The organism is Leptospira paudalimensis (assembly GCF_026151345.1).
Taxonomy (GTDB): Bacteria; Spirochaetota; Leptospiria; order Leptospirales; family Leptospiraceae; genus Leptospira_A; species Leptospira_A paudalimensis.
The window spans coordinates 1,220,085-1,244,247 of the sequence record NZ_JAMQPR010000001.1; the positions used below are offsets into that span (position 1 = coordinate 1,220,085).

Annotated in this window: 25 protein-coding genes; 19 read left to right on the forward strand and 6 right to left on the reverse strand. The window is 38.9% G+C overall.

Annotation, left to right across the window (positions count from 1 at the left end):
- The gene (gene hpf, locus ND855_RS05615) at positions 1 to 288 is read right to left on the reverse strand and encodes a ribosome hibernation-promoting factor, HPF/YfiA family (protein WP_100719583.1); all 288 of its coding nucleotides are present in this window, start codon (positions 286 to 288) and stop codon (positions 1 to 3) included.
- 104 nt (positions 289 to 392) lie between these two features.
- Between hpf and ND855_RS05620 the strand changes: the two genes are divergently transcribed.
- The 3 genes from ND855_RS05620 (at position 393) to ND855_RS05630 (ending at position 3,002) form a co-directional block, all read left to right on the forward strand.
- Positions 393 to 1,145, forward strand: coding sequence for a hypothetical protein (locus ND855_RS05620; protein ID WP_265357550.1), 753 nt, complete (start codon positions 393 to 395; stop codon positions 1,143 to 1,145).
- The gene (locus ND855_RS05625; protein ID WP_265357551.1) at positions 1,142 to 2,728 is read left to right on the forward strand and encodes a glycoside hydrolase family 57 protein; all 1,587 of its coding nucleotides are present in this window, start codon (positions 1,142 to 1,144) and stop codon (positions 2,726 to 2,728) included. Before ND855_RS05620 ends, ND855_RS05625 begins: the two co-directional genes overlap by 4 nt.
- Positions 2,729 to 2,795: 67 nt before the next feature.
- Positions 2,796 to 3,002, forward strand: a complete 207-nt coding sequence (locus ND855_RS05630) for a hypothetical protein (RefSeq protein ID WP_100719586.1) — start codon at positions 2,796 to 2,798, stop codon at positions 3,000 to 3,002.
- Between the two features lie 82 nt (positions 3,003 to 3,084).
- Here ND855_RS05630 and ND855_RS05635 read toward each other — a convergent pair whose 3' ends face one another.
- A complete protein-coding gene (locus ND855_RS05635) occupies positions 3,085 to 3,528 on the reverse strand; it encodes an SET domain-containing protein (RefSeq protein ID WP_174705010.1) in 444 nt (147 codons plus the stop codon).
- A gap of 100 nt (positions 3,529 to 3,628) precedes the next feature.
- Between ND855_RS05635 and ND855_RS05640 the strand changes: the two genes are divergently transcribed.
- From ND855_RS05640 to ND855_RS05690, 11 genes are all read left to right on the forward strand, one after another.
- A complete protein-coding gene (locus ND855_RS05640; protein WP_265357552.1) occupies positions 3,629 to 3,781 on the forward strand; it encodes a hypothetical protein in 153 nt (50 codons plus the stop codon).
- Positions 3,782 to 3,804: 23 nt separating this feature from the next.
- On the forward strand, positions 3,805 to 4,272 hold the full coding sequence (ribH, locus tag ND855_RS05645; protein WP_100719588.1) for a 6,7-dimethyl-8-ribityllumazine synthase: 468 nt from the start codon (positions 3,805 to 3,807) through the stop codon (positions 4,270 to 4,272).
- Positions 4,269 to 4,691 carry a transcription antitermination factor NusB gene (nusB, locus tag ND855_RS05650; RefSeq protein WP_100719589.1) on the forward strand — a complete coding sequence of 141 codons (423 nt, stop codon included), beginning with the start codon at positions 4,269 to 4,271 and terminating at the stop codon, positions 4,689 to 4,691. Before ribH ends, nusB begins: the two co-directional genes overlap by 4 nt.
- A gap of 8 nt (positions 4,692 to 4,699) precedes the next feature.
- Complete coding sequence (locus tag ND855_RS05655; protein WP_265357553.1) at positions 4,700 to 6,802, forward strand: tetratricopeptide repeat protein; 2,103 nt, start codon at positions 4,700 to 4,702, stop codon at positions 6,800 to 6,802.
- Positions 6,799 to 7,641, forward strand: a complete 843-nt coding sequence (locus tag ND855_RS05660; protein ID WP_265355940.1) for a class I SAM-dependent methyltransferase — start codon at positions 6,799 to 6,801, stop codon at positions 7,639 to 7,641. Before ND855_RS05655 ends, ND855_RS05660 begins: the two co-directional genes overlap by 4 nt.
- An 8-nt stretch (positions 7,642 to 7,649) precedes the next feature.
- The gene (locus tag ND855_RS05665; RefSeq protein ID WP_265357554.1) at positions 7,650 to 9,260 is read left to right on the forward strand and encodes a DEAD/DEAH box helicase; all 1,611 of its coding nucleotides are present in this window, start codon (positions 7,650 to 7,652) and stop codon (positions 9,258 to 9,260) included.
- Complete coding sequence (locus ND855_RS05670; RefSeq protein ID WP_265357555.1) at positions 9,224 to 10,336, forward strand: N-acetylmuramoyl-L-alanine amidase family protein; 1,113 nt, start codon at positions 9,224 to 9,226, stop codon at positions 10,334 to 10,336. The genes ND855_RS05665 and ND855_RS05670 overlap by 37 nt, the downstream gene beginning before the upstream one ends.
- On the forward strand, positions 10,311 to 11,138 hold the full coding sequence (locus ND855_RS05675) for an LIC_10740 family protein (protein ID WP_265357556.1): 828 nt from the start codon (positions 10,311 to 10,313) through the stop codon (positions 11,136 to 11,138). The genes ND855_RS05670 and ND855_RS05675 overlap by 26 nt, the downstream gene beginning before the upstream one ends.
- A 330-nt stretch (positions 11,139 to 11,468) precedes the next feature.
- Complete coding sequence (locus ND855_RS05680) at positions 11,469 to 12,314, forward strand: flagellin N-terminal helical domain-containing protein (protein ID WP_265357557.1); 846 nt, start codon at positions 11,469 to 11,471, stop codon at positions 12,312 to 12,314.
- A gap of 174 nt (positions 12,315 to 12,488) precedes the next feature.
- Entirely contained in the window at positions 12,489 to 13,337 is an 849-nt protein-coding gene (locus ND855_RS05685) for a flagellin N-terminal helical domain-containing protein (protein WP_100727265.1), read from the forward strand.
- Positions 13,338 to 13,495: 158 nt separating this feature from the next.
- On the forward strand, positions 13,496 to 14,761 hold the full coding sequence (locus ND855_RS05690) for a methyl-accepting chemotaxis protein (protein ID WP_135638365.1): 1,266 nt from the start codon (positions 13,496 to 13,498) through the stop codon (positions 14,759 to 14,761).
- Positions 14,762 to 14,880: 119 nt separating this feature from the next.
- Here the strand turns inward: ND855_RS05690 and ND855_RS05695 are convergent, their stop codons facing one another.
- Genes ND855_RS05695 through ND855_RS05705 form a run of 3 tightly spaced genes read right to left on the reverse strand, consistent with a single transcriptional unit; the run spans position 14,881 to position 17,196 of the window.
- Positions 14,881 to 15,258, reverse strand: coding sequence for a tetratricopeptide repeat protein (locus ND855_RS05695; RefSeq protein WP_265357558.1), 378 nt, complete (start codon positions 15,256 to 15,258; stop codon positions 14,881 to 14,883).
- A 49-nt stretch (positions 15,259 to 15,307) separates the two neighbouring features.
- Positions 15,308 to 16,315, reverse strand: coding sequence for a hypothetical protein (locus ND855_RS05700; RefSeq protein ID WP_265357559.1), 1,008 nt, complete (start codon positions 16,313 to 16,315; stop codon positions 15,308 to 15,310).
- Between the two features lie 2 nt (positions 16,316 to 16,317).
- Positions 16,318 to 17,196 (reverse strand): LA_0442/LA_0875 N-terminal domain-containing protein, encoded by an 879-nt coding sequence (locus ND855_RS05705; RefSeq protein ID WP_265357560.1) that lies wholly within the window; start codon positions 17,194 to 17,196, stop codon positions 16,318 to 16,320.
- Between the two features lie 193 nt (positions 17,197 to 17,389).
- Here ND855_RS05705 and ND855_RS05710 point away from each other — a divergent pair, with 193 nt between their 5' ends.
- Genes ND855_RS05710 through ND855_RS05720 form a run of 3 tightly spaced genes read left to right on the forward strand, consistent with a single transcriptional unit; the run spans position 17,390 to position 19,942 of the window.
- A complete protein-coding gene (locus ND855_RS05710) occupies positions 17,390 to 18,682 on the forward strand; it encodes an adenylate/guanylate cyclase domain-containing protein (RefSeq protein WP_265357561.1) in 1,293 nt (430 codons plus the stop codon).
- Complete coding sequence (locus ND855_RS05715; RefSeq protein WP_265357562.1) at positions 18,666 to 19,538, forward strand: alpha/beta fold hydrolase; 873 nt, start codon at positions 18,666 to 18,668, stop codon at positions 19,536 to 19,538. Before ND855_RS05710 ends, ND855_RS05715 begins: the two co-directional genes overlap by 17 nt.
- Entirely contained in the window at positions 19,535 to 19,942 is a 408-nt protein-coding gene (locus ND855_RS05720; RefSeq protein ID WP_265357563.1) for a DoxX family protein, read from the forward strand. Before ND855_RS05715 ends, ND855_RS05720 begins: the two co-directional genes overlap by 4 nt.
- Here ND855_RS05720 and ND855_RS05725 read toward each other — a convergent pair.
- Complete coding sequence (locus ND855_RS05725; protein ID WP_265357564.1) at positions 19,917 to 21,557, reverse strand: DedA family protein; 1,641 nt, start codon at positions 21,555 to 21,557, stop codon at positions 19,917 to 19,919. The two genes, ND855_RS05720 and ND855_RS05725, sit on opposite strands and share 26 nt — an antisense overlap.
- A gap of 21 nt (positions 21,558 to 21,578) precedes the next feature.
- Here ND855_RS05725 and ND855_RS05730 point away from each other — a divergent pair, with 21 nt between their 5' ends.
- Both ND855_RS05730 and ND855_RS05735 read left to right on the forward strand, forming a co-directional pair.
- Entirely contained in the window at positions 21,579 to 22,157 is a 579-nt protein-coding gene (locus tag ND855_RS05730) for an NAD(P)H-dependent oxidoreductase (RefSeq protein ID WP_265357565.1), read from the forward strand.
- Positions 22,150 to 24,006: a monovalent cation:proton antiporter-2 (CPA2) family protein gene (locus ND855_RS05735; RefSeq protein WP_265357566.1), complete on the forward strand. Its 1,857-nt coding sequence runs from the start codon at positions 22,150 to 22,152 to the stop codon at positions 24,004 to 24,006. Before ND855_RS05730 ends, ND855_RS05735 begins: the two co-directional genes overlap by 8 nt.
- Positions 24,007 to 24,163 lie beyond the last annotated feature (157 nt).

The following is a 24,163-nucleotide window of genomic DNA, read 5'->3' on the forward strand; positions in this document are numbered from 1 at the left end:
TTAGTGTTGGCTTTTTTTGTCGTGGTGTTTGCTTGTTTGGGAGATGATTTTGTCTTCTAAACCATCGATACACACGTAAATGTCTTTGTCTTGGTTGTGTGCGTTAAAATTATTTCCATCAGCGTGTAACTTGAGGTTAGCGTTGATTTCTCCATGGATGGCTTCAAAGGAAACTTCACAAGATACAACTTTTTGTACGAATTTTGTCACTCGTTCTAGTTTTTCATCTGCGTATTTTTCAGCAGCTTCGGATCGGTCTAAATGTTTCCAAGTATAATTGATTTTCATAGTTTGTCCCAATTTGGTATGGAATGATTGTATTTTGGAAAAAAAGCTAACGTCAAATAAAAAAGAATTGAAGGTGGGTGTTTCGAGGCATACTCCTTGTATGCATGGCAGAGGAAGAAAAGAAAGAGAAAGCCGCCAAAAAAAAAGTGGCCAAAAAAAAATCAGCATCTCCTGCAAAACCTAAGGCAAAAGATGAATCCAAGGTACTTTCTAAAAAAGAACTCGTAAAACCACCGAGTGAAACTCGATCTTTGCCACCAAACAAACTTCCTAAAATTTACAATGATTCCAAATATACAAAACATCCCAGTTACCCAACTGAAGATTTAATTAAGGTACTAGTTCGGTCGCCGAAAGAAGCGTTTGTCTTTTGGAAATTTTCAGAAAACACCTTAGAACGAATGACCAAAGAATTGGAAGTGCAAACTACCGATGTTCTAAAGTTTCGTTTGAAAGTAGAATACCAAAATGTTTTTGGGAGTGACCGTGTGGAATGGTACGACCTTCCTCCCTTTACAGAATCGTATTATCTCAAGTTTATGTTTCCTGTGAAAATGATTCAATGCACCATTTTTGTTTCTTATTTAGAAAAGGAAATTCCGTCCTTACATTCTACTGGGAAAGACTTACCACTGGGTACTGAGTCTTTTCGATTGGACAAAGAATGGATCCACCCTGAATGGATTAGCGCAGGACTTGTCACCCAAAGCCCGAGTGGTGAATTTTACTTTCGAGAAACAAACGCAAGTGGATATTATGTAAACCCAAGAAACAAACAGGCAAACCAAGATTCTTTGCCAAATGAAAATTTTCCTTTTGCCAATGGGTCGGGTTCTGGAAAGGGAATTCTTGGATGAACCATTCGATCAAGGGGCATTTGGTTTTTGTATTACATGCCCACCTACCATTCGTTAGACACCCTGGTTATGACACTCCTTTTATTGAAGAAAATTGGTTAAACGAAGCCATCCTCGAAACCTATATCCCTCTGATTCGTGTGTTTCGTAATTTAAAAAAAGAATCAGTTCGGATTCGGATTACCATGTCGTTTACACCGACACTCTCACAAATGTTAGTGGACCCGTATTTACAAAATCAATTCCGTAAGTACATCAAAAACCTGATCTCACTTGCAGGTCACGAAACCAAACGAACAAAGTCGGATCCGCATTTACACTATTTGGCAACAAGGTATCTGGAACATTTTTTAGATACGGAATCAATCTTCGAGGAAGCTAACGGAGATTTGACGAAATTGTTTTTGCCGTTTATCGAATCGGGTGAACTCGAAGCGATGACAAGCCCTGCCACTCACGCCTTTTTACCATTTTATGATTCTGAAAAGTCGGTCTTTCGTTCCCAATTGAAAAATGGACGCAGGACTTTTCGTAGGATTTGGGGTAGGGACCCAAAAGGGATTTGGCTATCGGAATGTGGTTATACGGAATCATTAGAAGAGGAACTCGATCGAGAGGGCTTTCGTTATTTTTTTGTGGACACACATGGCATTACGCATGCAAGCCCAAGACCCAAGTTTGGAGTCTATGCACCCGTGGAAGTGGGGTATGGTGTTTTTGCATTTGGCCGAGACCCCGAGAGTAGCAAACAAGTATGGAGTTCGATCGATGGATACCCTGGGGACTTCCGTTACCGAGAATACTACCGTGACATCGGTCATGACCTTCCTTGGGAAGATATCTCTCCTTACCTTCATTCGAATGGGATCCGCATCAATACGAGTATCAAATACTACCGCATCACAGGAAAAACGGGGGACAAAGCATACTACCACCCTGATTGGGCAATGGAAGCTTGTGGAAACCATGCTGAAGATTTTTTACGCAATCGAATCAAACAAGCAGAACATTTGTTTGCAACAAACAAACAACCGTCAGTGGTAGTTTCTCCGTATGACGCCGAGTTATATGGTCACTGGTGGTATGAAGGCCCACAGTTCATCGAATTTTTATTTAAAAAAATCCACTTCAACCAAAACACCATCCAACTTTCCCACCCACTGGAAGCGGCACGTGCGTTACCAAGGGTACAATCTGTGGAAATGAAGATGTCGAGTTGGGGGGAAAATGGGTATGGTGATGTTTGGTTAAATGAAACCAATGATTGGATTTATCCCCTCATCCATGACCTTAGCATTCGGATGCACAAACGAGTTCATGAATTTGGATCAGGAACAGAAACACAAATCCGCATCCTAAAACAAATGGGAAGGGAACTCCTACTCTTACAAAGTAGTGACTGGGCCTTCATCATGAAAACGGGAACCATGGTGGAGTATGCGGTCCGTCGTACCAATGTGCACACCAATTTGTTTCTCACTCTCGAGGCTATGCTCACAGGTCCCATTGACCTGACCGTTCTCGAGGCTGCCGAAGCCGAAAATAATGCCTTCCCGGACATCAGACCGGAAGATTTTTGCTAGAATCATTCTAAAAGAAATTGCCTAGAGAAACTAGGTTTTGGAAACTGGAAGAGATCGGAGGGTATGTATGACGAATTTTTACCGTTTTCCCTTAGTTCTCATCGCATTGTTCGTATTGGCAAATGTTGTGTTCTGCCAATGGAACCACCGCGAAACCCAGGAAGGAGTTTTCCGTATGGATGATTCGGTCATTCGGTATGTGGAAACTCTAGAACGAGCTGATAAAGCCGAGGTGACCCGAAAACCTTCTGGATTTGGCCAAGGCATTTTATAAAACAAAATCGATCATAGATTCACCCGCAAAATAAAAACTGTTTTTGCGGGTTTTGGTTCTTCTGTGCAAGTGGAACACCAAATCACTTTGGTTTGAAATCTACATTATCCCAATAATCCTTTCCATAATCAAAAAAGATTTCTTCGCCTTCTTTGATGGTTTTTAAGACTTTAAACCTAGCTGTTTTCCAACGAACAGACGTGATGAGTTCCGCGTTGGGTTTTGACGAGTGGTTGATATAACGAGTGTAATTTGACTCGCGTCCTTCCCCGTAAATCCACCAATCTTTACAGATCCAAAGTAGGTATTTTGAATCTACATATTTATTCGATTCCGCTTGTTCATCGGTAATGATTTTACCCATGTAATAACCAACGGTATCACCCTTATATAATGTTTGTTTGGTGAAAAGTCCCATACCAATATTGGGAACAGAAGACGGTTTTACGATAAAATCCTTTTCGGTGTATACAACCGGTTTTCTCTTTTTGGCCTTCTTAACAGATTTCTTTTTCTTCATTTTCATCCTATATGACATAAGAGGAAAACAATTCTCGCTTGTAAAGTCATTGGTATTTAAGATTCACTATGTCCGACTCCGAACTTAAAAAGTAAGAGGGGGGCCTATGAAACGGGAACCACAAAAACAAGCGGATGACAAAACCAATGTTGTGAATTTGGCCATTTACCGAGCCAAAAAGGCACTGGAACGAGATGGTTTTGAAGTCGTGGAAAATCCGGATGGTAAAATTACCCTCGTCATTCGTCTTGCGAAATAACCCCTCTTTTGGAACTTGGATACATGACAGCTTTATTGGAAGGCACACGAATTGGAAACGGACAAAAACATTGTGTCATCGTTTCAAAGTTCAATGAATTCATTACCGAGTCCCTCTTAAAAGGGGCAAAAGACGCTTACAGACAACATGGAGTAGCTGACTCTGATGTGACCGTCATCTATGTTCCAGGAGCATTTGAGCTCCCGCAAACTGTCAAACGAGTCTTACAATCTAAAAAATACCAATTCTCTGCCATCGTTTGCCTCGGTGCTGTGATCCGTGGAGCTACTTCTCACTATGACTTAGTGTCTGGGGAAGCAGCAAAAGTAGGATCCGTAGCAGATGGATCCGTTCCTGTGATCTTTGGTGTCATCACCACAGAATCCATCGAACAAGCAATTGAACGAGCAGGGACCAAAGCGGGAAACAAAGGATACGAAGCAGCAACAACAGCCATTGAAATGGCAAATCTTTTCAAAGAGATCGGATGAGTTCTAGACACCGTGGGCGTAGCCTTGCCCTCATGTGCCTCTACCAAATTGATTTAGTGGGAACAGACCCCGATCGTGCCATGAAATTTGATTGGTACGACAAAAAAATCACCCGAGAAGAAAAGGATTATGCTGTCTTTCTTGTGAAAGGAGTGGTCGAAAATCGAAAAGCGATCGATACTCTTATTAAGAAGTATTCGGAGAATTGGGAACTTTCGCGTATTTCCGTTGTCAATCGTTGTATTTTGCGTTTATCAATCCTGAGTTTGCAAAAGGAACCTTTCCTTGCAGCACCTGTTGTCATCAACGAAGCGGTGGAACTCACAAAGGAATTTGAAACAGACGAATCTGCACAATTCATCAACGGACTACTCGATGCCTTCTATAAGAAGGAGATCTTAACAAAAGAGTCCCACTAACAAAAGAAATGGATCCTATCCAAAAAAACCGCTTTCGCATTGAGGAACAAACCTCCAAGCCAAGTTATTACCAGGAAGATCCATACTTAAGGAACCTGGGAAAAGAAAAAGAAACAACTTATGAATCAGAAACAACGGTAAGGCGACCAGTTTTATCGTTTTTGTTTTGGTCGTTTCTTGTTTTACTGATCCTTGGTTTCTTAACCGCCGCCTACTGGTGGTATTTACAAAAAAAACAAAATCCTGAAGAAATTGCCAAAGTCCTAAAAGACCTTCCCACAGATAAAAAAGCACTGAGCCTTCTTGTCGATAAACCGTATCTGCCAGATGATTCGGTGAATCCGAAACTTGCAGCCTGTCTCAATGCCTATCACAACCGTTATGTGAACCGAGTGGGCACGGTTTGTGAAGAGTTTCTCAATTCCCCTGGCAGTGACGAAGACAAATCCATTGCCCTGACTGTGCTTGGGGTGATGTATGATGAAGCAGGGCGTTACATCAATGCCATCGAACGATTGGAAAAAGCCATCCAATACGATTCCAAAAACTATTTTGCCTTTTATAATTTGTCCCTCGCTTTCAAACACGCAGGGAAATTTGAAGAAGCAAGGCGTGCCGCCCAGCGTGCCAAAGAAATTGCACCTAACGACTACCGTGTGGCCCTCTTACAAGGGAATTTGTTCCAAGAAATTGGAGACCCGGCAAGTGCCATTGAAGCTTATAAAGAAGGACAAGCTCTTGCTCCAAGTGATGTCACACTTACCTATAACCTTGCGATCAGTTATCTAAAACAAGGGAATATGGCCGAAGCTATCTCCGAGTTCCAAAAAGTGGTACAAACGGCACCGAATTCCCAAACTGCTGTTTTGTCTTATGGCCACCTGGGAACCATCTTTTACCAAAGAGAAGACTATGACCGTGCTGAGTATTACTTCCGAGAAGTGATTCGCCTGAAAACGGGAGATGCCAAAGCTTACTATAACTTAGGTTTGGTGTATTTGAAGAAAAAAGTCCCAGAAGAGGCGGCCAAATACTTCCAAAAGGCACTCGATTCGAATGCAAACGAACCAGAGGTGTATCGTTACATCGCTGATGCGTTTTTGTCCATGGGACAAACCAATATGGCAATCACTGCTTTAAAAAAAGCGTTACTCTTAAAACCTTCGGATGTGGATTCCCTTTTTGCTCTTGCTGAGCTTTATTATAAAAAAGGGGAACTTGTGGAAGCGGAGAGTTTATTTCGTAGGATCATCCGCCTTACCCCTGGGGATACGTATTCAGAAACAGCCTATGTGAATTTAGGGATCATCTTGGATGAAATGGAACGGTACTCGGAAAGTATAGCGGCCTTTGAAGGAGCCCTTGCTTTAAATCCCAAAAACCAATCAGCCTATTACAATTTGGGTCTTTCCTATTTACACGCGGGAAAACCAACGATGGCAATCGAGTCCTTACGAAAGTCCCAAGCCCTGGATCCGAATCATGTTCCGTCAAGACTTGCCATCGCCGATTATTATTTAGAAAACCGTTTTTATAGCGAAGCTATTTCCGAATACGAAGAAGCGATTGCTTGGAAACCAGAACTCTATGAAGCAAGACTGAAACTGGCTGATGTTTACATCCAAACCAAAAATTACCCTGCCGCCGAAAAGATGTTAGTGTATGTGTTGGAAAATGCTAAGGATCCAAAAGAAATCAAACTCGCTCATAGAAAACTTGCCTTAAGTTATGCGAGTAGTGGAAACTCAGGGCTTTCAAGAAAGGCAAAAGAAGAAGCCTTTCGTGCCACCCACATCGACCCTGAGGATATGGAATCAAGGTTAGTTTTATCCAAAATCCTCATCGATTCGGGTTCGCTTGTGGACAGAGAGAAAGCGATTGAAGAGTTAACTGTCATCACCCGTTCGGATGTGACACCTACCATTTCTTCCAAAGCACATAATTATTTGGGTGTTTGTTATTTTAAAAATGGGGAATTCAAACGGGCACTTTCCAGTTTCCAAACTGCCATTGATTTAAATCCCAGTTTGACAGAAGCTTATGAAAACAAACGAGCGGCTCGTGCCCAATATGAAAAATCCTTGGAATCCAAAAAGAGAACCTTTTATTGAGTTTGTTTGATTTTATCCCACATCGTAAATTCCCAGAATATTACGAAATCTGCCAGCATACAGGTGTTTTGCGATTTCTTCCCGCAAAACAAAGAGAGTACGGGGATAGTTATTTTATGGAAGAATACATGTCTCAATACAAAAAGTCCTATTACGAAGATGAACCAAACCTTCGTGACATGGCAAAACGCAGGCTCGCAAACTTAGCAAAGTTTTCTCCTCTTTCACCTGTGGCAAACGTTGGCACCAGTGATAGGACAGCGATACCAAAGCAAACACTCCTCGAGATTGGTTCTGCTGCTGGATTTTTTTTAGACGAAGCAAGGATTGCCGGATTCCGAACGAGGGGCCTCGAACTCTCTCCAAAAGAAGTGGAATATTCACAAAACACATTGGGTCTGGATGTCGAAAAAAGGTCTGTCCTATCAGTAGGAGAGGAGGAATGGAAAGAATCCTTCTCTGTGGTTTCTGCCTTTTTTGTGATCGAACACATTGAAGACATCGAAGGGATTTGGAGGCGATTGTTGTCTTGGTTACAACCTGGTGGGTTTTTGTATTTGGCAGTTCCTTCTAGTTTTGGGCCAAGTTTTGAGACTAATCCCAAGGAATGGTTTTTGACCCATCCCTCTGACCACTTTTTTGACTACTCAGTCCACTCCCTGAAAAAACTCTTGTCAATCCTTGGCTTTGACGTGAACTATGTTAGACCTATGTCGTATCACTCCTACCGGGATTTAGGCCTCCGAGGCAAACTCCCTGAATGGCTGTATCGGCTATATGCAAACCAATTTGCCTATGGTGATACCATCGAACTGATTGCCAGAAAAAGAACACACTGAAATCCAATATGAAATTTAATGAATTACCTTTCCACGAGTCTCTAAAGAAAGCCTTAGACAAAATCGGTTACACAGAGCTCACTCCCATCCAAGCCAAATCCATCCCGTTCGCCATGGAAGGTAACGACCTCACAGGTCTTGCCCAAACCGGAACGGGAAAAACGATGGCCTTTTTACTTCCCACTTTGCATAGACTTCTCTCTGCAGAGGAAGAGGAAGCACTTCCATATGCCCTTGTCCTTGCACCCACAAGAGAACTCACGATCCAAATCGCAGAAGAAGCAAAAAAATTATTGGAGTTCACAGACTTCGGAGTTGCCACCATCATTGGAGGAACCGATTACAAATCCCAAGAACAAGCCCTTGGAAACAAAGCTTGTATCATCGTAGCGACCCCAGGACGACTCATTGACTTTGTGAAAAACCATGGACTCTCTTTGGAAAACATCAAAGTGGTGATCCTGGATGAAGCGGACAGAATGTTCGATATGGGGTTTGTCCAAGACCTCAAGTATATCTTCCACAAATGTAAAAACAGAAAACAATCCTTACTCTTTAGTGCCACCCTCAGTTACGAAGTGGTACGGCTTGCTAGTCGGTATTTGAATGAACCCATTGAAGTTCATATCAATCCGGAAAAAGTCATCACAGAAAGGATTGACCAAACCCTCTTACATTTGGGGAGAGAAGAAAAACTCCCTTACCTCGTCAATTCCTTGTTAAACTATCAGATCGAAGGTCTTGGGATCATTTTTACCAACTACAAAATGAACATTCCAAAAATTGTTTCTGTGTTACGGAAATATGGAATCACAGCAACAGGACTCTCCTCCGAACTGGACCAAAAGAAACGGATACGACTACTTCGTGATTTTAAAGCAGGGAAATACAAATACCTCATTGCGACAGATGTTGCTTCTCGTGGGATAGACATCGAAAACATTGATGTGGTTTATAATTATGACTTACCACAAGATGCAGAAAACTATGTGCACCGAATTGGTCGTACCGCTCGTGCAGGTAGAAAAGGCCAGTCAATTGGATTTTGTTCCGAAACAGATTATACAGAACTGGAACGCATTGAAAAGTATCTTAACTCAAAAATCCCTGTGGGAGAAATCCGAGAAGAGTATTTAGAATTCCCAACGGGTGAATTCACTCCTGTGTTTGCCGACGAAGTGATTCCTGGTGAAAAAAAATACCAAGACCGCGAACGAGGTGGAAGGGGTGGAAAACCAAGACGAGGAGACCAGTCTGGGCGAGGGGATCGCACAGAACGGGGTGGCGAGAGAGGCGAACATCGGTCAGGTGACAGGAATCGCCATAAAGGAAAATCGGGTGGACACCCACCTGCAAAGATGTCCCATCCAGAAGGCCATAGTCATGGACACCCAAGTGATCACAAACACCCAGCGAAGATGACCCACCATGAATTCAAACATGGACACCAAACAAAAGATGGCAAGGGCAAACCTGGGCATAAGAAAAACCAACAGGGAAAATCTTTCCAAAAGAATGACCCAAGACGGAATCTCTTCGATATCAACGAAGTGAAACAATCCAAAAAACAGAAACAATCGATTTGGAAACGAATCCTTTCTTTTTTCAAAAAAGATTAATCCTTCTTTTACTAATTGTTTTCCCATGTCTCGTAAATGCTGAAGTCACAAAACTTCCGCTTTACGGGAAAGGGAATTATGTTGGTTTTTCTGATTTAAAAACCATATTACCTGAACTTTCCACCAAACTAAAGAAATACACAAATGTGGGTTCCATTTACACACCACAAGGGAATATCCAATTTCGGATTGGCAGTAGTTTTTATACTTTGGATGGTAAAATTTATAAAATCCCAAAAGCCATTTTAAAGAAGGAAGAAGAAGTTTACCTTCCTCTCGATTTAGTGGAAGCCATTTTACTCAATTTGATTGCTTATGATGTTCGTTACCAATTCAAAGAAACTGAACTCATTGTCCTTGTGCCAAAGGAAACCATCCCCAAACGAAACTTAGGTGTAAAAGCCATCATCATAGATGCAGGGCATGGAGGAAAGGATCCTGGAACATCTGATAACACTGGGTATTTTGAAAAAGAGGTTAGCCTTGGTGTTGCAAGGTATACCTATCTGTATTTAAGGAAGTATTACCCTGAAATTCGAGTGGAGATGGTAAGAAAAGACGATCGATTTGTGGAACTCGAAGACCGTTCCAAATTTGCCAATCGGGTATTGTCTGATACAAGAGATGTGATTTTTATCAGTTTCCATTGTAATGCTTCTCTTTCTGAAAAAGCTGCTGGATTCGAAGTGTATTACTTATCGCAAAGTCCAAGTACAGAGAACGCGAGGGAAACTGCCCTCATTGAAAATCGTTACATTGGAAAACATAAAAATCCTGTGGTTTCGCAAATCCAGTCCCAAATGTTATCGAGTGTGACCCAAAGGCGTTCTAAAAAATTGGCAGATTCAGTCGCAAACCAATACGAAAAAGCCCTTAGCCCTGAAATTCCTGCAAGGGGAGTGAAAAAGGCAGATTTTTCCGTCTTGCGAGGAAGCCTTATGCCTGCTGTACTTGTGGAAATGGGGTATCTCACAAACCCTGAAGAAAGTAAAAAACTGCGAGATAAAACCTTCCAAAAGAAAATTGCTCGGAGTGTGATTAAAGGAATTCATGAATACGCATCTGCAAAAGATTAAAGAGTTACTGAAGAACTATTGGGAATTTTTAAAAACCGTTTCCATTCGGTTTTATAAAATCGGAACAGGCGAAACCAAACTCACTCGTGATTTTATATTTTTATTTGGTTCTTGGTTTAGTTTACTTTTGTTTTTTAGTTTTTTCATATTGGCAGAACAAAATCCATTCCGCCTGTTAGTTCCCTTCCAATTGTATTCCTATCCTTCTTTGGACCATAGGGAAGCCATCATTGTGTATATTTCCAATGGAGAAGGGGAACAAATCCCAATCCACAGAAAGGTATTAAAACAAGAGGAAGCAACGGATCTCATTTATCAAATTGTAGGGGAAGTTGGTGCGCCACCTTATTTTGATTCGGTGGAAGCATTGGCAAAAGATGGGAAACTTTTTTCCCCTAAAAAACTTTTGGACATTCGGTTTGCGATCAAACAATCATGGTTTCTTGATCAAAATCAAAAATTGGTAATTGATTGGAATACAAATCGATTAGAGTCCATCATGGAAAAATACCGATTACCACGTACCAAATCAGAAGATGATTCGGCCGATGCTGAAGATGAAAATTCCAATGCTCCTGTTGACACCATCACGTATTACACAGGTGGAACGGAAACTGGTCCTAAAGAATCCGAAGAGGTATTAAACAAACGAAGGATCCAGGCAATGGATCAAACCTTACGTGCGTTAAATGCAAGCCTTTTTGAAAACTTCAAAAATGTCAAAACAATCGAACATAAATTTTCAGGAAATTCAAATCCCGTTTACCAATGGGAAACCATCTCTCCTCTCGCTACCCGTTAATCTAGGGTTTTCCCTTTAACTTTTCTCCATTTTTCAAAATTTACTCATGGAAAATGGAGAAATACCGATGATCGTATTGGGAAAAATAGAATTTTTTTTAAAAAAAATAAAACGCTAAAGTAGCCAAAAATTGCCAAAAATAGGCAATTAACCTCAAAATCCTCCAAAAATTAGCCAATTTCTTCGAATTAATTTCTTCTATCCAAGTACCGACATACTAAGGGAATAAATAGAGATTTTAGGCACCATTGGGGCCTGAAAGCCAGACACAAAAAAAAGCGAGAGAAGGGATTCTCTTGTTTGCCAGATCAAGTTTCAAGGAGGAAACCAATGATCATAAACCACAATTTAGCCGCGATCAACTCACATCGCGTCCTCAAGTTCCAAAACGAGGAAGTTTCCAAGAATATGGAAAAACTATCCTCAGGTATGCGAATCAACCGGGCAGGTGATGATGCATCAGGCCTTGCCGTTTCGGAAAAAATGAGAACGCAAGTGAATGGTCTTAGACAAGCAGAAAGAAATACCGAAGACGGTATGAGCCTTATCCAAACAACGGAAGGTTTTTTGCAAGAATCGAATGATATCATTCAAAGAATTCGAACTCTTGCAATTCAATCGTCTAACGGTATTTATACTGAAGAAGATCGACAAATGATCCAAGTCGAAGTTTCACAACTAATCGACGAAGTGGACAGAATTGCTTCGCAAGCTGAATTCAATAAAATGAATTTGCTTCAAGGTGATTTTGCTCGTGGATCTAGAGCAACTTCCATGTGGTTCCATATTGGACCAAACATGCACCAAAGAGAAAGAGTGTTCATTGCGACAATGACTGCACGTGCACTTAATCTTAAAGGTCAAAGTGGAGAACTCTTATCTTTATCAACTGCTGATAAGTCAAATGATGCGATCGGAACTTTGGATGCTGCGTTAACACGTATTAGCAAACAAAGAGCAAACTTAGGTGCTTACTTTAACCGTCTTGAGCATACTGCAAAAGGGCTCATGAACGCTTATGAGAATACCCAAGCTTCCGAGTCTAGGATCCGTGATGCGGATATGGCAGAAGAAACTGTGGCTTTCACAAAGAACCAGATTTTAGTTCAATCTGGAACTGCTATGTTAGCTCAGGCGAATGTTCGTCCACAAGGAGTTCTTTCTCTCCTTCGTTAATTAACGTTAACGAAGAGAGTGGTTAGTGTAACTGAAGAGTTGTAATTAGATAATCAGCCGGCTTTCCCCTGCCAGGTGGCAAAATGAAAGCTCATCCTTGACACCGGACAGGGATTGTCCGGCTAAGAACGAAAGACATACCGTTCTTGGTTATACACAAAGGAGTGTAGGCCAATGATTATCAATCACAACATGAGTGCGATACAATCACATCGTGCTCTCAAGTTTACACAATGGGATGTAGATAAGACCATGAGGAACCTCTCCACTGGGCAAAGGATTAACCTTGCCGGTGATGATGCTTCTGGTCTTGCTGTTTCGGAAAAACTACGAACACAAATTCGTGGTTTACGTCAGGCGGAAAGGAATACGGAAGATGGACTTAGTTTCATCCAGACTGCAGAGGGTTACCTTGACCAGTCGGCTGAAATCATCCAACGTATCCGAACCTTGGCGATTCAAACTTCGAACGGAATCTACACACCTGAGGACAGGCAACTCGTGCAGGTAGAAGTATCTGCGCTGGTGGATGAGATCGATCGAATTGCTTCCCAAGCAGAATTCAATAAAATGAAACTGTTTGAAGGAGACTTCGCTCGAAAGTCAACGAAAGCATCGATGTGGTTTCACATGGGAGCAAACGCAAAGCAAAGAGAGCGTTTCTACATTGGAACTATGACTTCGAAAGCTCTTAAGATGTCAGAAGGGGCAATTAAAATTGCACTCTCTACACCTGGAAAAGCTGACGAAGCGATTGCTAAAGCGGACTTCGCCTTGAACAAGATCATGAAGCAGAGAGCAGATATGGGAGCTTATCAAAATAGGCTCGAAAGTACTGCAAAAGGCCTCATGGGTGCATACGAAAATATGCAAGCATCCGAATCAAGGATTAGGGACGCAGATATGGCTGAGGAAATGGTAGCGCTCACGACGAAACAAATTCTCGTGCAAAGCGGTACGGCAATGCTAGCGCAAGCCAGCCTCAGACCAAATTCTGTACTACGACTTTTGAATAACGCTTAAGTTGTAGAAGGCAAGAGTTGCCTTAAGACGGTTGCCTCTTCTCGAAGGAAACTTTGAGGAGGGGCTTTTTTATTGGAATCTGATTTCTATTTCTCGTGCCACTACTTTCATCAAATTGTGTAAATTTTCGTCAAATGGTTTGGATAGGGAGTTGAATTTTGAAGAAGAGTATCTTGAGGAATTATTTATTTTTATCACTCGTTTTTGGTATCGTGATGGGAATTCTATTCAGAACCATTACTCCTTTTTTTGTTTCTTTTTATTCTCCACTCTTGCAGTTTTCTTTTACCGTATTATGTGTGATAGCTGGCATATTTGTAGGATTATTTTCCTATTGGATAGGAAAAAAGTCCCTATTAAAAACAATACTTGAAATCAGTAATTTTTCTAAAGAAGTATCACTCGGAAATTTTAAAGGATTTTTATCAATAGATTCAGATGATGAAATTGGGGAATTTGTATCACATTATAACGAGGTAATGGCAAAATTAAAAGATTCAATTTTAAATACTAAATTGTTAGCAATTGAAATCAACCGATCAATGGCAGAACAAAAAATTGCCACAAATGATTTGTCTGTCAATACACAGAAATTATCAGAAAAGTATGAATGGATGAACCAGGAAACCTCAAACAATTCACAGAATTTGTTTTATTCCATTTCACAATTTAATATTTTGTGTCATTCAATGGATGGTCTGATGAGTCAGATAAAAGAATTATCGAGTGCCATTGCAAAGTTAAAATTTATCTCAGATAGTGCCATTGATCGAACTAAAAATTTTGAAAGGAGATTTATTTATTTAGAGGATAGTTTGTTATCGTTAAAGTCAAAGATGGATAGAATACGAAATAGTTCCGATGAAATCACCAAAACGGTCGTGGTAGTACAAACTATATCAGATAAGATTAATTTATTATCTTTGAATGCTGCAATTGAATCTGCTCGTGCAGGCGAGAATGGCAGAGGTTTCGCGGTTGTATCAGAAGAGATTTCAAAATTAGCAACCCAGACAGGTAATAGTTTAAAGTTAATTCAATCACTTGTGAAAGAAAATAAAAATGAAGTAGGCTTAGGTATGGAAGTTTTCCAAGAAAATTTTAATGTCGTCAATGAATTGTCTCATGAGACGAAACGAATCACTTCTGAATTTGAAGCTTTAGGTTTGGAAATGAACCAACAAATACAAAATCAATCAAGTGTATCGAAAGAAGCAAATGAAAGTATCGAAATTTCGAACATCATTCAATCGTATTTAGAAAAATACAAGAACTCTGTAGAAAATACAAAAGGAATCATTGATGAAATGGGTGAGTTGGGTACTGCCAATGCCGCATCAGCTGAGGAATTATCTGCGGCATCCGAAGAGATTGTTAATATTTCAAATCAATTGGTAAAAAATATGGAATTTTATCAATTTTAATGGATATAGAACGTAAAAAGAAAATCCTCCACTGAAACAATTGTAAATTGGAACCAGTCAATTGGATTGGATTTTGATCCTTACAATTCTGTAAAAGAATTGTTCCTTTGCATTGGTAATTACTTATAATGATAATAATGATTGGGATCATCCCACTTTGCTTGTTCAATTGCATTGAGCTTGTTAATGGTGTTTAGGTCATTTTTCATTGCAGTGGTATTTCCTAAGGCATTTTGTATTTTCGCACGTAATTCAAGTGCAGGGATAAATTCTTTCATTAGTTCCAATGCACGATTACAGTGAGAAAGAGCTTTTTCATAATCTTGATTCTCAAATAAGATTTCTGCCATTGTATTCCAAACCCCATGCGTGAAAGAAGGATCTACCATATTTAAATATTCCTGAAAGACAAGTAGAGCCTGTTTTTTGTCGCCTTTGTCTTTGAGTTCGTTTGCATTCGAAAGGAGCTCTAGTGCTTTTCTTGCATCCACTGCCATAGACATACGATTGTATTGGAATTTAAAAAAATGTCAACTGGTTGGATTGTCATTCTAAATCTGTATAAACAGTGTCTGGTTGTCCATAGACAAAAAGTCTTTTCCCGATCAAAACCGCCCTGTTTACAATAGAATTGAATCCAGAATTAAAATTGAGATTTGGATTGGAACATGTCCATGTTTTCCCATCATTACTTTGTAAAAGGCTCAAGTTATTAAAGACAACGTGAAATTTGTATGTTGTAACCGTAGAGTAAACCAACCCGAGGACACTTATATCATTTGAAGATTCTATTTGGTTACAAGGTCGGTTGAAACCACCGCCTGATGATTGTTTGACTCTTGTTGTGATAAGAGACCAATTGATTCCGTCTGATGATTCCCAAAAATCAAATAAATTGCCAGAAGCGTTTTTCCCACCAAGTAAATAGACTTTTCCGTTTGCATATAAGCAAGACCCGGAAGTTCGAGAAGGGTATGCGGGGGATGTGGTGAGAGCAGTAGTAGAAACTCCGGAATCAATGGTTCTATCAACAAAACCGTCTCCTAATATATAGGCACTTGTTCCATTGTATTTCACCATACAAAAACCTTGGATCAAAACGGTAGAATTCCAATTTAATCCATTGTCTAGTGAATTGTAATTCGACAATTGAAATCGACCCGTAAATGCTCCAAAAATATTTGTATTGGTATTGTTGATCAAAACACCTAACTGAGAGTATGTGGTTCCATTTGTACTGGAATAGAGTCCTGTTGTTAAGTTTGTATTTCTAATATAAATCGCATAAGTTGTTGGACTAATTTGGTCAAACAACACTGAATCAGTCGGATCCGTAGTCCCAAACGGAGATGAAATGGCCGTCCAATTTCGAATGGATACATTGTTAATGAAATCATTTAATAGGAGGGATGGTATAATTCCTTCCTCGCTTAGAGGATCCAATAGACTGCCTTTTGGATTTGGATTCACTCGACAATGGAGAAAATAGACTATGAACAAAATAAAAACAATGTTGTGAAGAGAAATAGTTTCAACTCGTTTGAAGAAATTCATTTTTAAAATACCCAAGTGTAGCCAAGTTTATATTCTACACTTCCTTGACCGAATTTTTGGTCTTTAGAATCAAGATCGAACCGATTCGGTTGTGTCACACCAGCATTGGCATAAAAACCTTGTCTTCTTCCATTCGATGTAAATAAGCGATCCTCTTTTTCACCACGATACAACATGGAATCGATCAGATTGATGAGAAAGACTCCAATGAGAATATCGGAGGCAGTGTTTAAGTTGTTCCCTGTTCTGCGATATTCCGAAGCAAGATTGTTTTTATCGACTAGGTTTAGAAGAAAACCACTACTCCCTGAAGTAAAAATCACCAAGGAACGAAAATCGTTTTGGTATTCCGACTTAGCTTCCTTGTGTAAATTCCAAGCTTGGTTGTAATGGACAGCGGCACCTAAAAACGAGAGTATATACAGAGAACCCCGAATAGGTTCATTCCAATGGTATTGTCCCCATCCCGGTAAAATCGCCGAACGTCCAACTACTTCCCAACGAATCTTTTTGGGAGTCAGAGGAGATGGCTTTTCAATGGAAGAATCCGTTAGATTCTCTTTTTTTGAATTTAGATCGAACTTCTCATTTGTTTCCGTAACTTGATTTAAGGAAGATTGATTTTTTTTGGTTTCGACATCGATGATTTTTTTGATTTCTTTTGTATTTAAATCTTTATAGGTGACTTTTAAAATTTCAGTTTTTTGAAATTGTAGAACATTTCCATTAGTCTCTTTTAGTTTTAAAAAATCTCTATTTTGTTCAATGACTCTTCCAAAAAATGTTTTACCTGTTTTTAAAATGATTGTTTCAGAAAAAAGAGAACCCGTTAGAAATAGATTCCCTAGTAAGAATAGAGATAATTTGAAATTAAGTTTCAATTGGATTCCTTTTTTCGAATAATGGTTCCAACGAATGAACATTCTTTCATTGTTTGTCTCGTTGGAATCCACCAAAAATCATTTAACTAGAATTTTATGCAAGTAAATCGTCGGAAAACTTAAAAATCAAAAAGAATCATTTTGAAAAAAGGTTGAATCCGTTTGGTTTTTAAGGTGATACTGATCAATTACAATGAAATGGATATACCTCTTACTCGGAGACCCAAAAAAACACTCACTCGAACATCGGTTATTTAATACAGTATCCCTCGTAAATGGAGTATTAAATTTACTGGGAGTTTTTGGTGTTTTGTACTTAGAGAATTATTTGGTTCTCATCTGTCTGAATGTGGGTTCTGGGTTTCTCATGCTTGTCATGTATTACTTAAGCCGAGTCAAGAGTATCTACTTCATTTTGTATTGGCCTTTTAACTTAACGATTTTGTTTTATCTTGCATCAATGTGGTTTTTTAATGGCGGATCCATTGGTGGAAATCATTATTATTTGATTCCATCACTTGTGATTGCACTGATCCTCATTCGGAATCATAATATTTGGATTGTTTATTCTATTTATATTGGTGTCTCTGCTTCTCTTTATATAGTGGAATACTTTCACAAGGATTGGGTAACAGGGTATGCCACTGAAATGGATCGTTACATGGATGCTGGTGGAAATTATTTATTCGTACAAATTCTAACAGGGATTTTGATTTTTATCCTAAGCCGAAATTTAAATATAGAAAGAAAAAAATCAGAAGCATTACTTCTCAATATCCTTCCCGAACCCATCGCCGATGAATTAAAGAAGGAAGCAAGGGTTGCACCAAAACGGTATGAAAAAGCTTCTGTATTATTTTGTGATATGGTTGGTTTTACCAAAATTGCAGAGACTATGAATGCTGAAGATTTAGTCCATGAACTCGATCAAATCTTTCGTGCCTTTGATCGAATTTGTAAAGTCAATCGAATGGAAAAGATCAAAACCATAGGTGATGCCTATATGGCAGTGGGAGGAATTCCAAATGAAAATAATACTAACGCCGTTGATGCAGTGTTATGCGGTCTTGGGTTCCAATCGTTTATGGCGGAACAAAAAGAAATCCATCATTTACATGGTAGAGTATTCTGGGAAATCCGATTGGGAATCCATATCGGACCACTTGTTGCGGGTGTAGTTGGTAGTGATAAGTTTGTATATGATGTTTGGGGTGATACGGTAAATACAGCTAGTAGGTTAGAGAGTAGTGGTGTTGTTGCCGAAGTGAATATTTCGCGATCTGTATATGAAGAAGTCAAAAAAATATTTGAGTGCGAACCAAGAGGATTTGTTTCCATCAAAAACAAAGCTGACATTGAAATGTATTTAGTGAAGGGATTTTTACCTGAATACGCAAGTCCCATAGATCCCAAACTGCCGAACGAATTATTCCAAAGGCTTTATAAAACAGGTGCTTTGTTTTATACAAATGATGTTGAATCTTAACCAAATCCATTGGTATCTGATGGATCCTAAAAAATACATTCAAATGGTAATTTGGATTCAAGTTGTGTTTCTCCAATGTGTTCCGAATTTAGAAGGAAAAGAGAATATAGAGAAATTTACAATTCCAACAAAAGAGGGAAATGTATTCACACTTACGAATGATTGCCAATCGAAGTCAAAATTAATGGTCTTTGTTCATGGTTCTCCCGGGAATGGTTCTGATTTTTTGCCCTATTTGCAAGATAAGGATTTCCAAACTCATTTTTGTATGATGTCTCCAGATCGGCTTGGATTTGGTTTCTCAAAACGAGAAGAATTTATTCCCAGTGTGAATACCCAAGGCAAAGGAATTTCGGAAATGATCCAATCTTTTATTGTGAGTCAAAAACTTTCAGTGACTTCTATATTCATTGTTGGACATTCCTATGGAGGACCCGTTTCTATGAAGTCCTTCCTCTTGTTAAGTGAAAGTTTAAAAAAAAATGGAAAAGTGTTTTTACTCTCGGCACCAATGGATCCTATGTATGAAGAACTTAGATTTTATAACCATCTTGCGAAGAGTATAATCATTGAGTGGATTTTGCCAAAGTCTTGGGTGCGAAGTAACGAAGAAATGTTCCAATTAAAACAAGATTTACTCGGTTTGGAACTTGAATTGAGGCAATTTCGGTTTCCAGTAGTGATGATCCACGGTGATTCGGATGGACTTGTCCCATGGGAACACACAAATTATTTGAATCATGAATCATACAAAGGTGAATCGAAAGTGTATCTTCTTTCGGGAGGGAGTCATTTTATCCCTTGGACAAGGTTTTCTGAAATCAAATCTATTGTATTCAAAGAGGTCTCCTTATGAAATTAATCCTATTCCATCCTTATAGCTTTTATTTCGCTAGAACATTGATTGTTCTGATCATAGGGCAAACTTTATACTTTAAATTTACTGGCTCAGAAGAATCTAAATACATCTTTACCGTTCTTGCGATGGAACCGTGGGGGAGAATCGGTTTGGCGATTTTAGAAACCATTTGTATAATCCTCCTATTGTTTCCACGTTTGGTTTGGTTAGGTGCTCTATTGGCATCAAACTTAATGTTAGGTGCAATTTTATCTCATTTAGTATTTTTGGGCATTATTGTCCAAAATGATGGTGGATTACTCTTTATTTTAGCCCTTGTTGTATTCCTATTGTCTCTGTATGTTGTGTACTATGAGAGAAAAAAGATTCCTTATCTTAGGGACTTTTTTCCAATCGACTGAATTTTTTACGGTATAGGTTGTGTTGTCGAATCAATTGAACCAATTTCCCATATGGGTACAAATGAATTCCTTTTTGGTAGTTTTGATACCCAATTTCAAAGATGAATTTCCATTGTTTCCATAAAATGGAATAACTTTGTAAGATCGAAAACTTGGGATCATATAAATTGGTAGATTCACTTGTCACTCCATTCAGTTCGATGATTTTAAATCCTTTTCCGTCTCGGAATTTTTTTACATCTTGAAACCGTATATCAAACCTTCCGAAATAAAATCCTTTGGTCCTGTCTCCTATTTTGATCAATTCTGTTTTTAGTTTGTTTGTGAGGAGATAACCTCCGTCCTGGAACATACAACCTTGGATATGGTTTCCGATGGAACCTATCCTTCGTTTTTCTCCAAGTGGTATGATTTGCTGTAATTTTCCAAGATTGTGTTTTTTATGAGTTTCCATTTGGAAACGGAATCTGGGATGATTTTCGATCAATGATTCTAATGTTGAAATTCCATCTCCAATGATCTCAGGAAACACTTTGTCAGTCACAGAAAAAATCATTCCTTGTGATTCATCGGGATACCTGCAGTAAAAAATTCCTACTTCAAACGGTCCTTCTATCCATTCTTGCAACAACCAATCGATAGGATAGTTGTATAAAACTTGTTTGAGTTCACTCATCGTATGGATTTTTTGTACCAGAAAGCCTCTTTCACCTTTGTCTGGTTTTGCGATGATTGGAAACTTAATTTTGTTTATGGTAAGCCACTGTTTGATCAATGTTTCTGGATCTTGTATGCCAGAAGAGACCAAACAAGATTTGGCTATGTATTTGTTTGGAATGAGGTTTAAGATATCGTATTTCGATTCGCCAGCGATCCCGGAGGCGATGATTCCTGGATTTGTTGCTGTGAGATATCGTATTCCTCTATACCGAATGGACAAATAAAAGAGATAAGGTATGAGTGGAAGATAAAAGAGGGTGCTTGGCCAAAATTCCATTTGGAATAACTTGGTCCATTGCAGTGTAACCCTTTTTCTCTTTTCGGGAATGAGAATTGTTTGGAAAAAAAGATAGAACCCATAAAAACTAAGTCCAATTCCAATACTTGTCCACAAATTGGATTGGTTAAAATAATATTCACTGATCCACTTTCCATAATAAAATACCAAGGATACGAATAAAGTGGTCCAAATCAAAACAGCAAAAAAACTACTCCATACAAAAATGAAAAATGGCATTTTAAAATACCCACTCATGAGGTAGAGAGGTAACCTAGTTCCCGGTAAAAAACGAGAAATCATCACTGAAAGACTAAACTTTGATTGCCAATGTTTGTAAAGAGTTTGTGAACTAATTTTGGATTCCCAGTTTTGGATTGGTTTCCATAATTTTAAATACGATCCAAAAAAGAATCCGACAAAATAAAGCAGTAAATCACCTACGAAAATTCCAAGTCCAGTCACAATGATTGCATGTAATAATAGAAGTTTTCCTTCTTTCGCAAGTAAACCAGAGGTGATACAGGTTAAGTCTTCTGATACAAAGGTAGAAAAAAAGAGAATTAGAAATAAATTTCCCACTACAGACGAATTTTGTATTTTTTTGGAATTGGTCAATTGAAATCATATTTTTAATGTTTGCATCCAATCTTCTTATTTGATGACTTAATCCAAATGCCAAAAATATTGATCCAGTTGTTCCATCCATTTTTGGAAAAATCGAAAGCAAATCAAATGTTATTAGATTCCATACCCATCTCTGATCATATCACCTTACGAGACTTATATGAAATATATCCTAATTTTACGATTGATGTCAAATTGGAACAAAAGATTCTTTTGGAACATGATGTAATCCTCTTCCAACATCCTTTTTATTGGTACAGTTGCCCACCACTCATGAAACAATGGATCGATTTTGTTTTAGAAGATGGTTGGGCCTATGGTAAAAATGGAAATGTATTAAATGGTAAAAAATGGATCCAAACCATTACCACAGGTGGATCCGAAAATGCATATAAGGAAGACGGCTTTCATAAGCATCCTATTGAGGACTTTCTACTACCATTTCGAAGGACAGCAGAGCTCTGTAAGATGGACTACCAATCTCCTTTTTTGGTCCAAGGTACATTCCAATTAAAAGAAGGAGATTTCCAAAAAGAATCCCTTCGTTATCGAAATTTCATTCTTTCATACTTAGAGGCAAAACATGGGTGAGGTCAATTTTTTCATTCAAGCAATCATTTATCTTACAAGTGCCATCATTATGGTTCCCATTGCCAATCGATTGGGACTTGGTTCCGTCCTTGGGTATTTGGTTGCAGGCATTGTCATTGGACCTTTTGTTTTTGGTTTTGTGGGAACGGAAGGAAAAGACCTTTTGCATTTTGCAGAATTTGGTGTTGTAATGATGTTATTTGCAATTGGTTTAGAATTGGAATTAAACCTGTTATGGAGGTTAAAGTTCTGGTTACTCGGGTTAGGTGGTCTTCAGTTAGTATTAACGACTCTTTTCGTGTTTTTATTTTCCATAGGTTTTCAATTTTCTTGGAAATCCTCAATTGCGCTCGGATTCATCTTATCTCTCTCTTCTACAGCAATTGTTTTACAAACCTTAAAAGAAAAAGGATTGATGAAATCCATTTCTGGGCAAGCTTCGTTTTCAATCCTTCTCTTCCAGGACATGGCAGTGATTCCGATTCTTGCCATCTTCCCTATGTTAAGTGAAGGAGATTCTGCCACAAACGACCATGGACATTCTCTTGTGGACCATTTGCCTGGTTACCAAAAAACACTTGTTGTCCTTTTTGTAGTGATTGGGATTATTTTGATTGGTAGGTATATCTTAAGTCCCATTTTTCGATTGATCGCCAAGTCTGGAAGTCGAGAGATTTTTACGGGTGCAAGTTTGTTACTTGTGATTGCCATCTCAGTCCTAATGACTTCTGTGGGAGTTTCTGCGGCACTTGGAACTTTCCTTGCAGGAGTTGTGCTTGCAAGTAGTGAATTTCGACATGAATTGGAAAGTAATATAGAACCATTTAAAGGTTTGTTACTTGGTTTGTTTTTTTTAAGTGTGGGTGCTTCCATGGAACTCCCTGTCGTATTCCAACACCCAATGAAAATTGTAGGCATAGTTGTAGGCATTATCTTTCTAAAAGCTCTCGTATTACTCCTACTTGGTTTTTTGTTTAAACTTCCCTTAGACCAAAATTTATACATGGCCTTGGCATTATCACAAGTAGGAGAGTTTTCTTTCGTTTTATTTGGATACTCCGAAGGATTGGGAATTTTTGATAAGGACACAATTGTAATCCTTGTTGCCTGTGTTGCTCTTAGTATGGCCTTTACACCCATATTATTATTGTTATATGAAAAGACAATTTTTGAAGCCTTACAATCGAAGGCACCTAAGAAACAAACAAACCAAACCTTAGAAAAAGAAGAAAATCCAGTGATCATATGTGGATTTGGTCGTTTTGGAAATATGGTAGGCAGGTTTTTACGATCAAATGGGATTGGGATTACAATTTTAGATTATGATGCGGATCGAGTGGAGATGCTTGGTCGATTTGGATTTAAAGTATTTTTTGGAGATGCAACACGAATTGAACTTTTGGAAAGTGCTGGTTTAGAACATGCCAAAGTATTGGTAGCAGCCCTTGACCATCCCGAAAAACAACACGAACTCATCCGTAATGTAAAACACCATTATCCAAATTTACAAATTGTTGCCAGAGCCGGGGATCGAGAAGAAGCATATGACTTAAAAGAAATGGGACTTTCTTTCATTTACCGCGAAACCAGAGAAACTGCAGTGAAGTTAGGTGGGGATGTTTTGAAATTATTGGGAACGAGATCCTATGCAGCAGAACGCGCTAAAAATTTATTCCTAACACATGATGATGAAACCTTCCATGAACTATTTGACTTACGTAAAGACCGAGTCCAGTACATTAGCCTTGCCAAACAAAGGAATTCTGAATTGGAACGTTTGATGTTTGTTGATTTGGGAAAAGAAGACGAATTGGATTTGGATTCTTGGAGTGAAATGGAACGATTGTAAGTTGGTTAGAAAAAGAGTGTTTTGAAAAAAAGAATTCCCGAATGGTCGTTTTTACCTTTTCGGGAATAAATTTTTTTCGATGGTTTGATTTTTGTTGGCTTCAAGTTAAAAATTGTCCGAGAAGCCAATTTGATTGGGACGATAGGGTTTGGTTTCC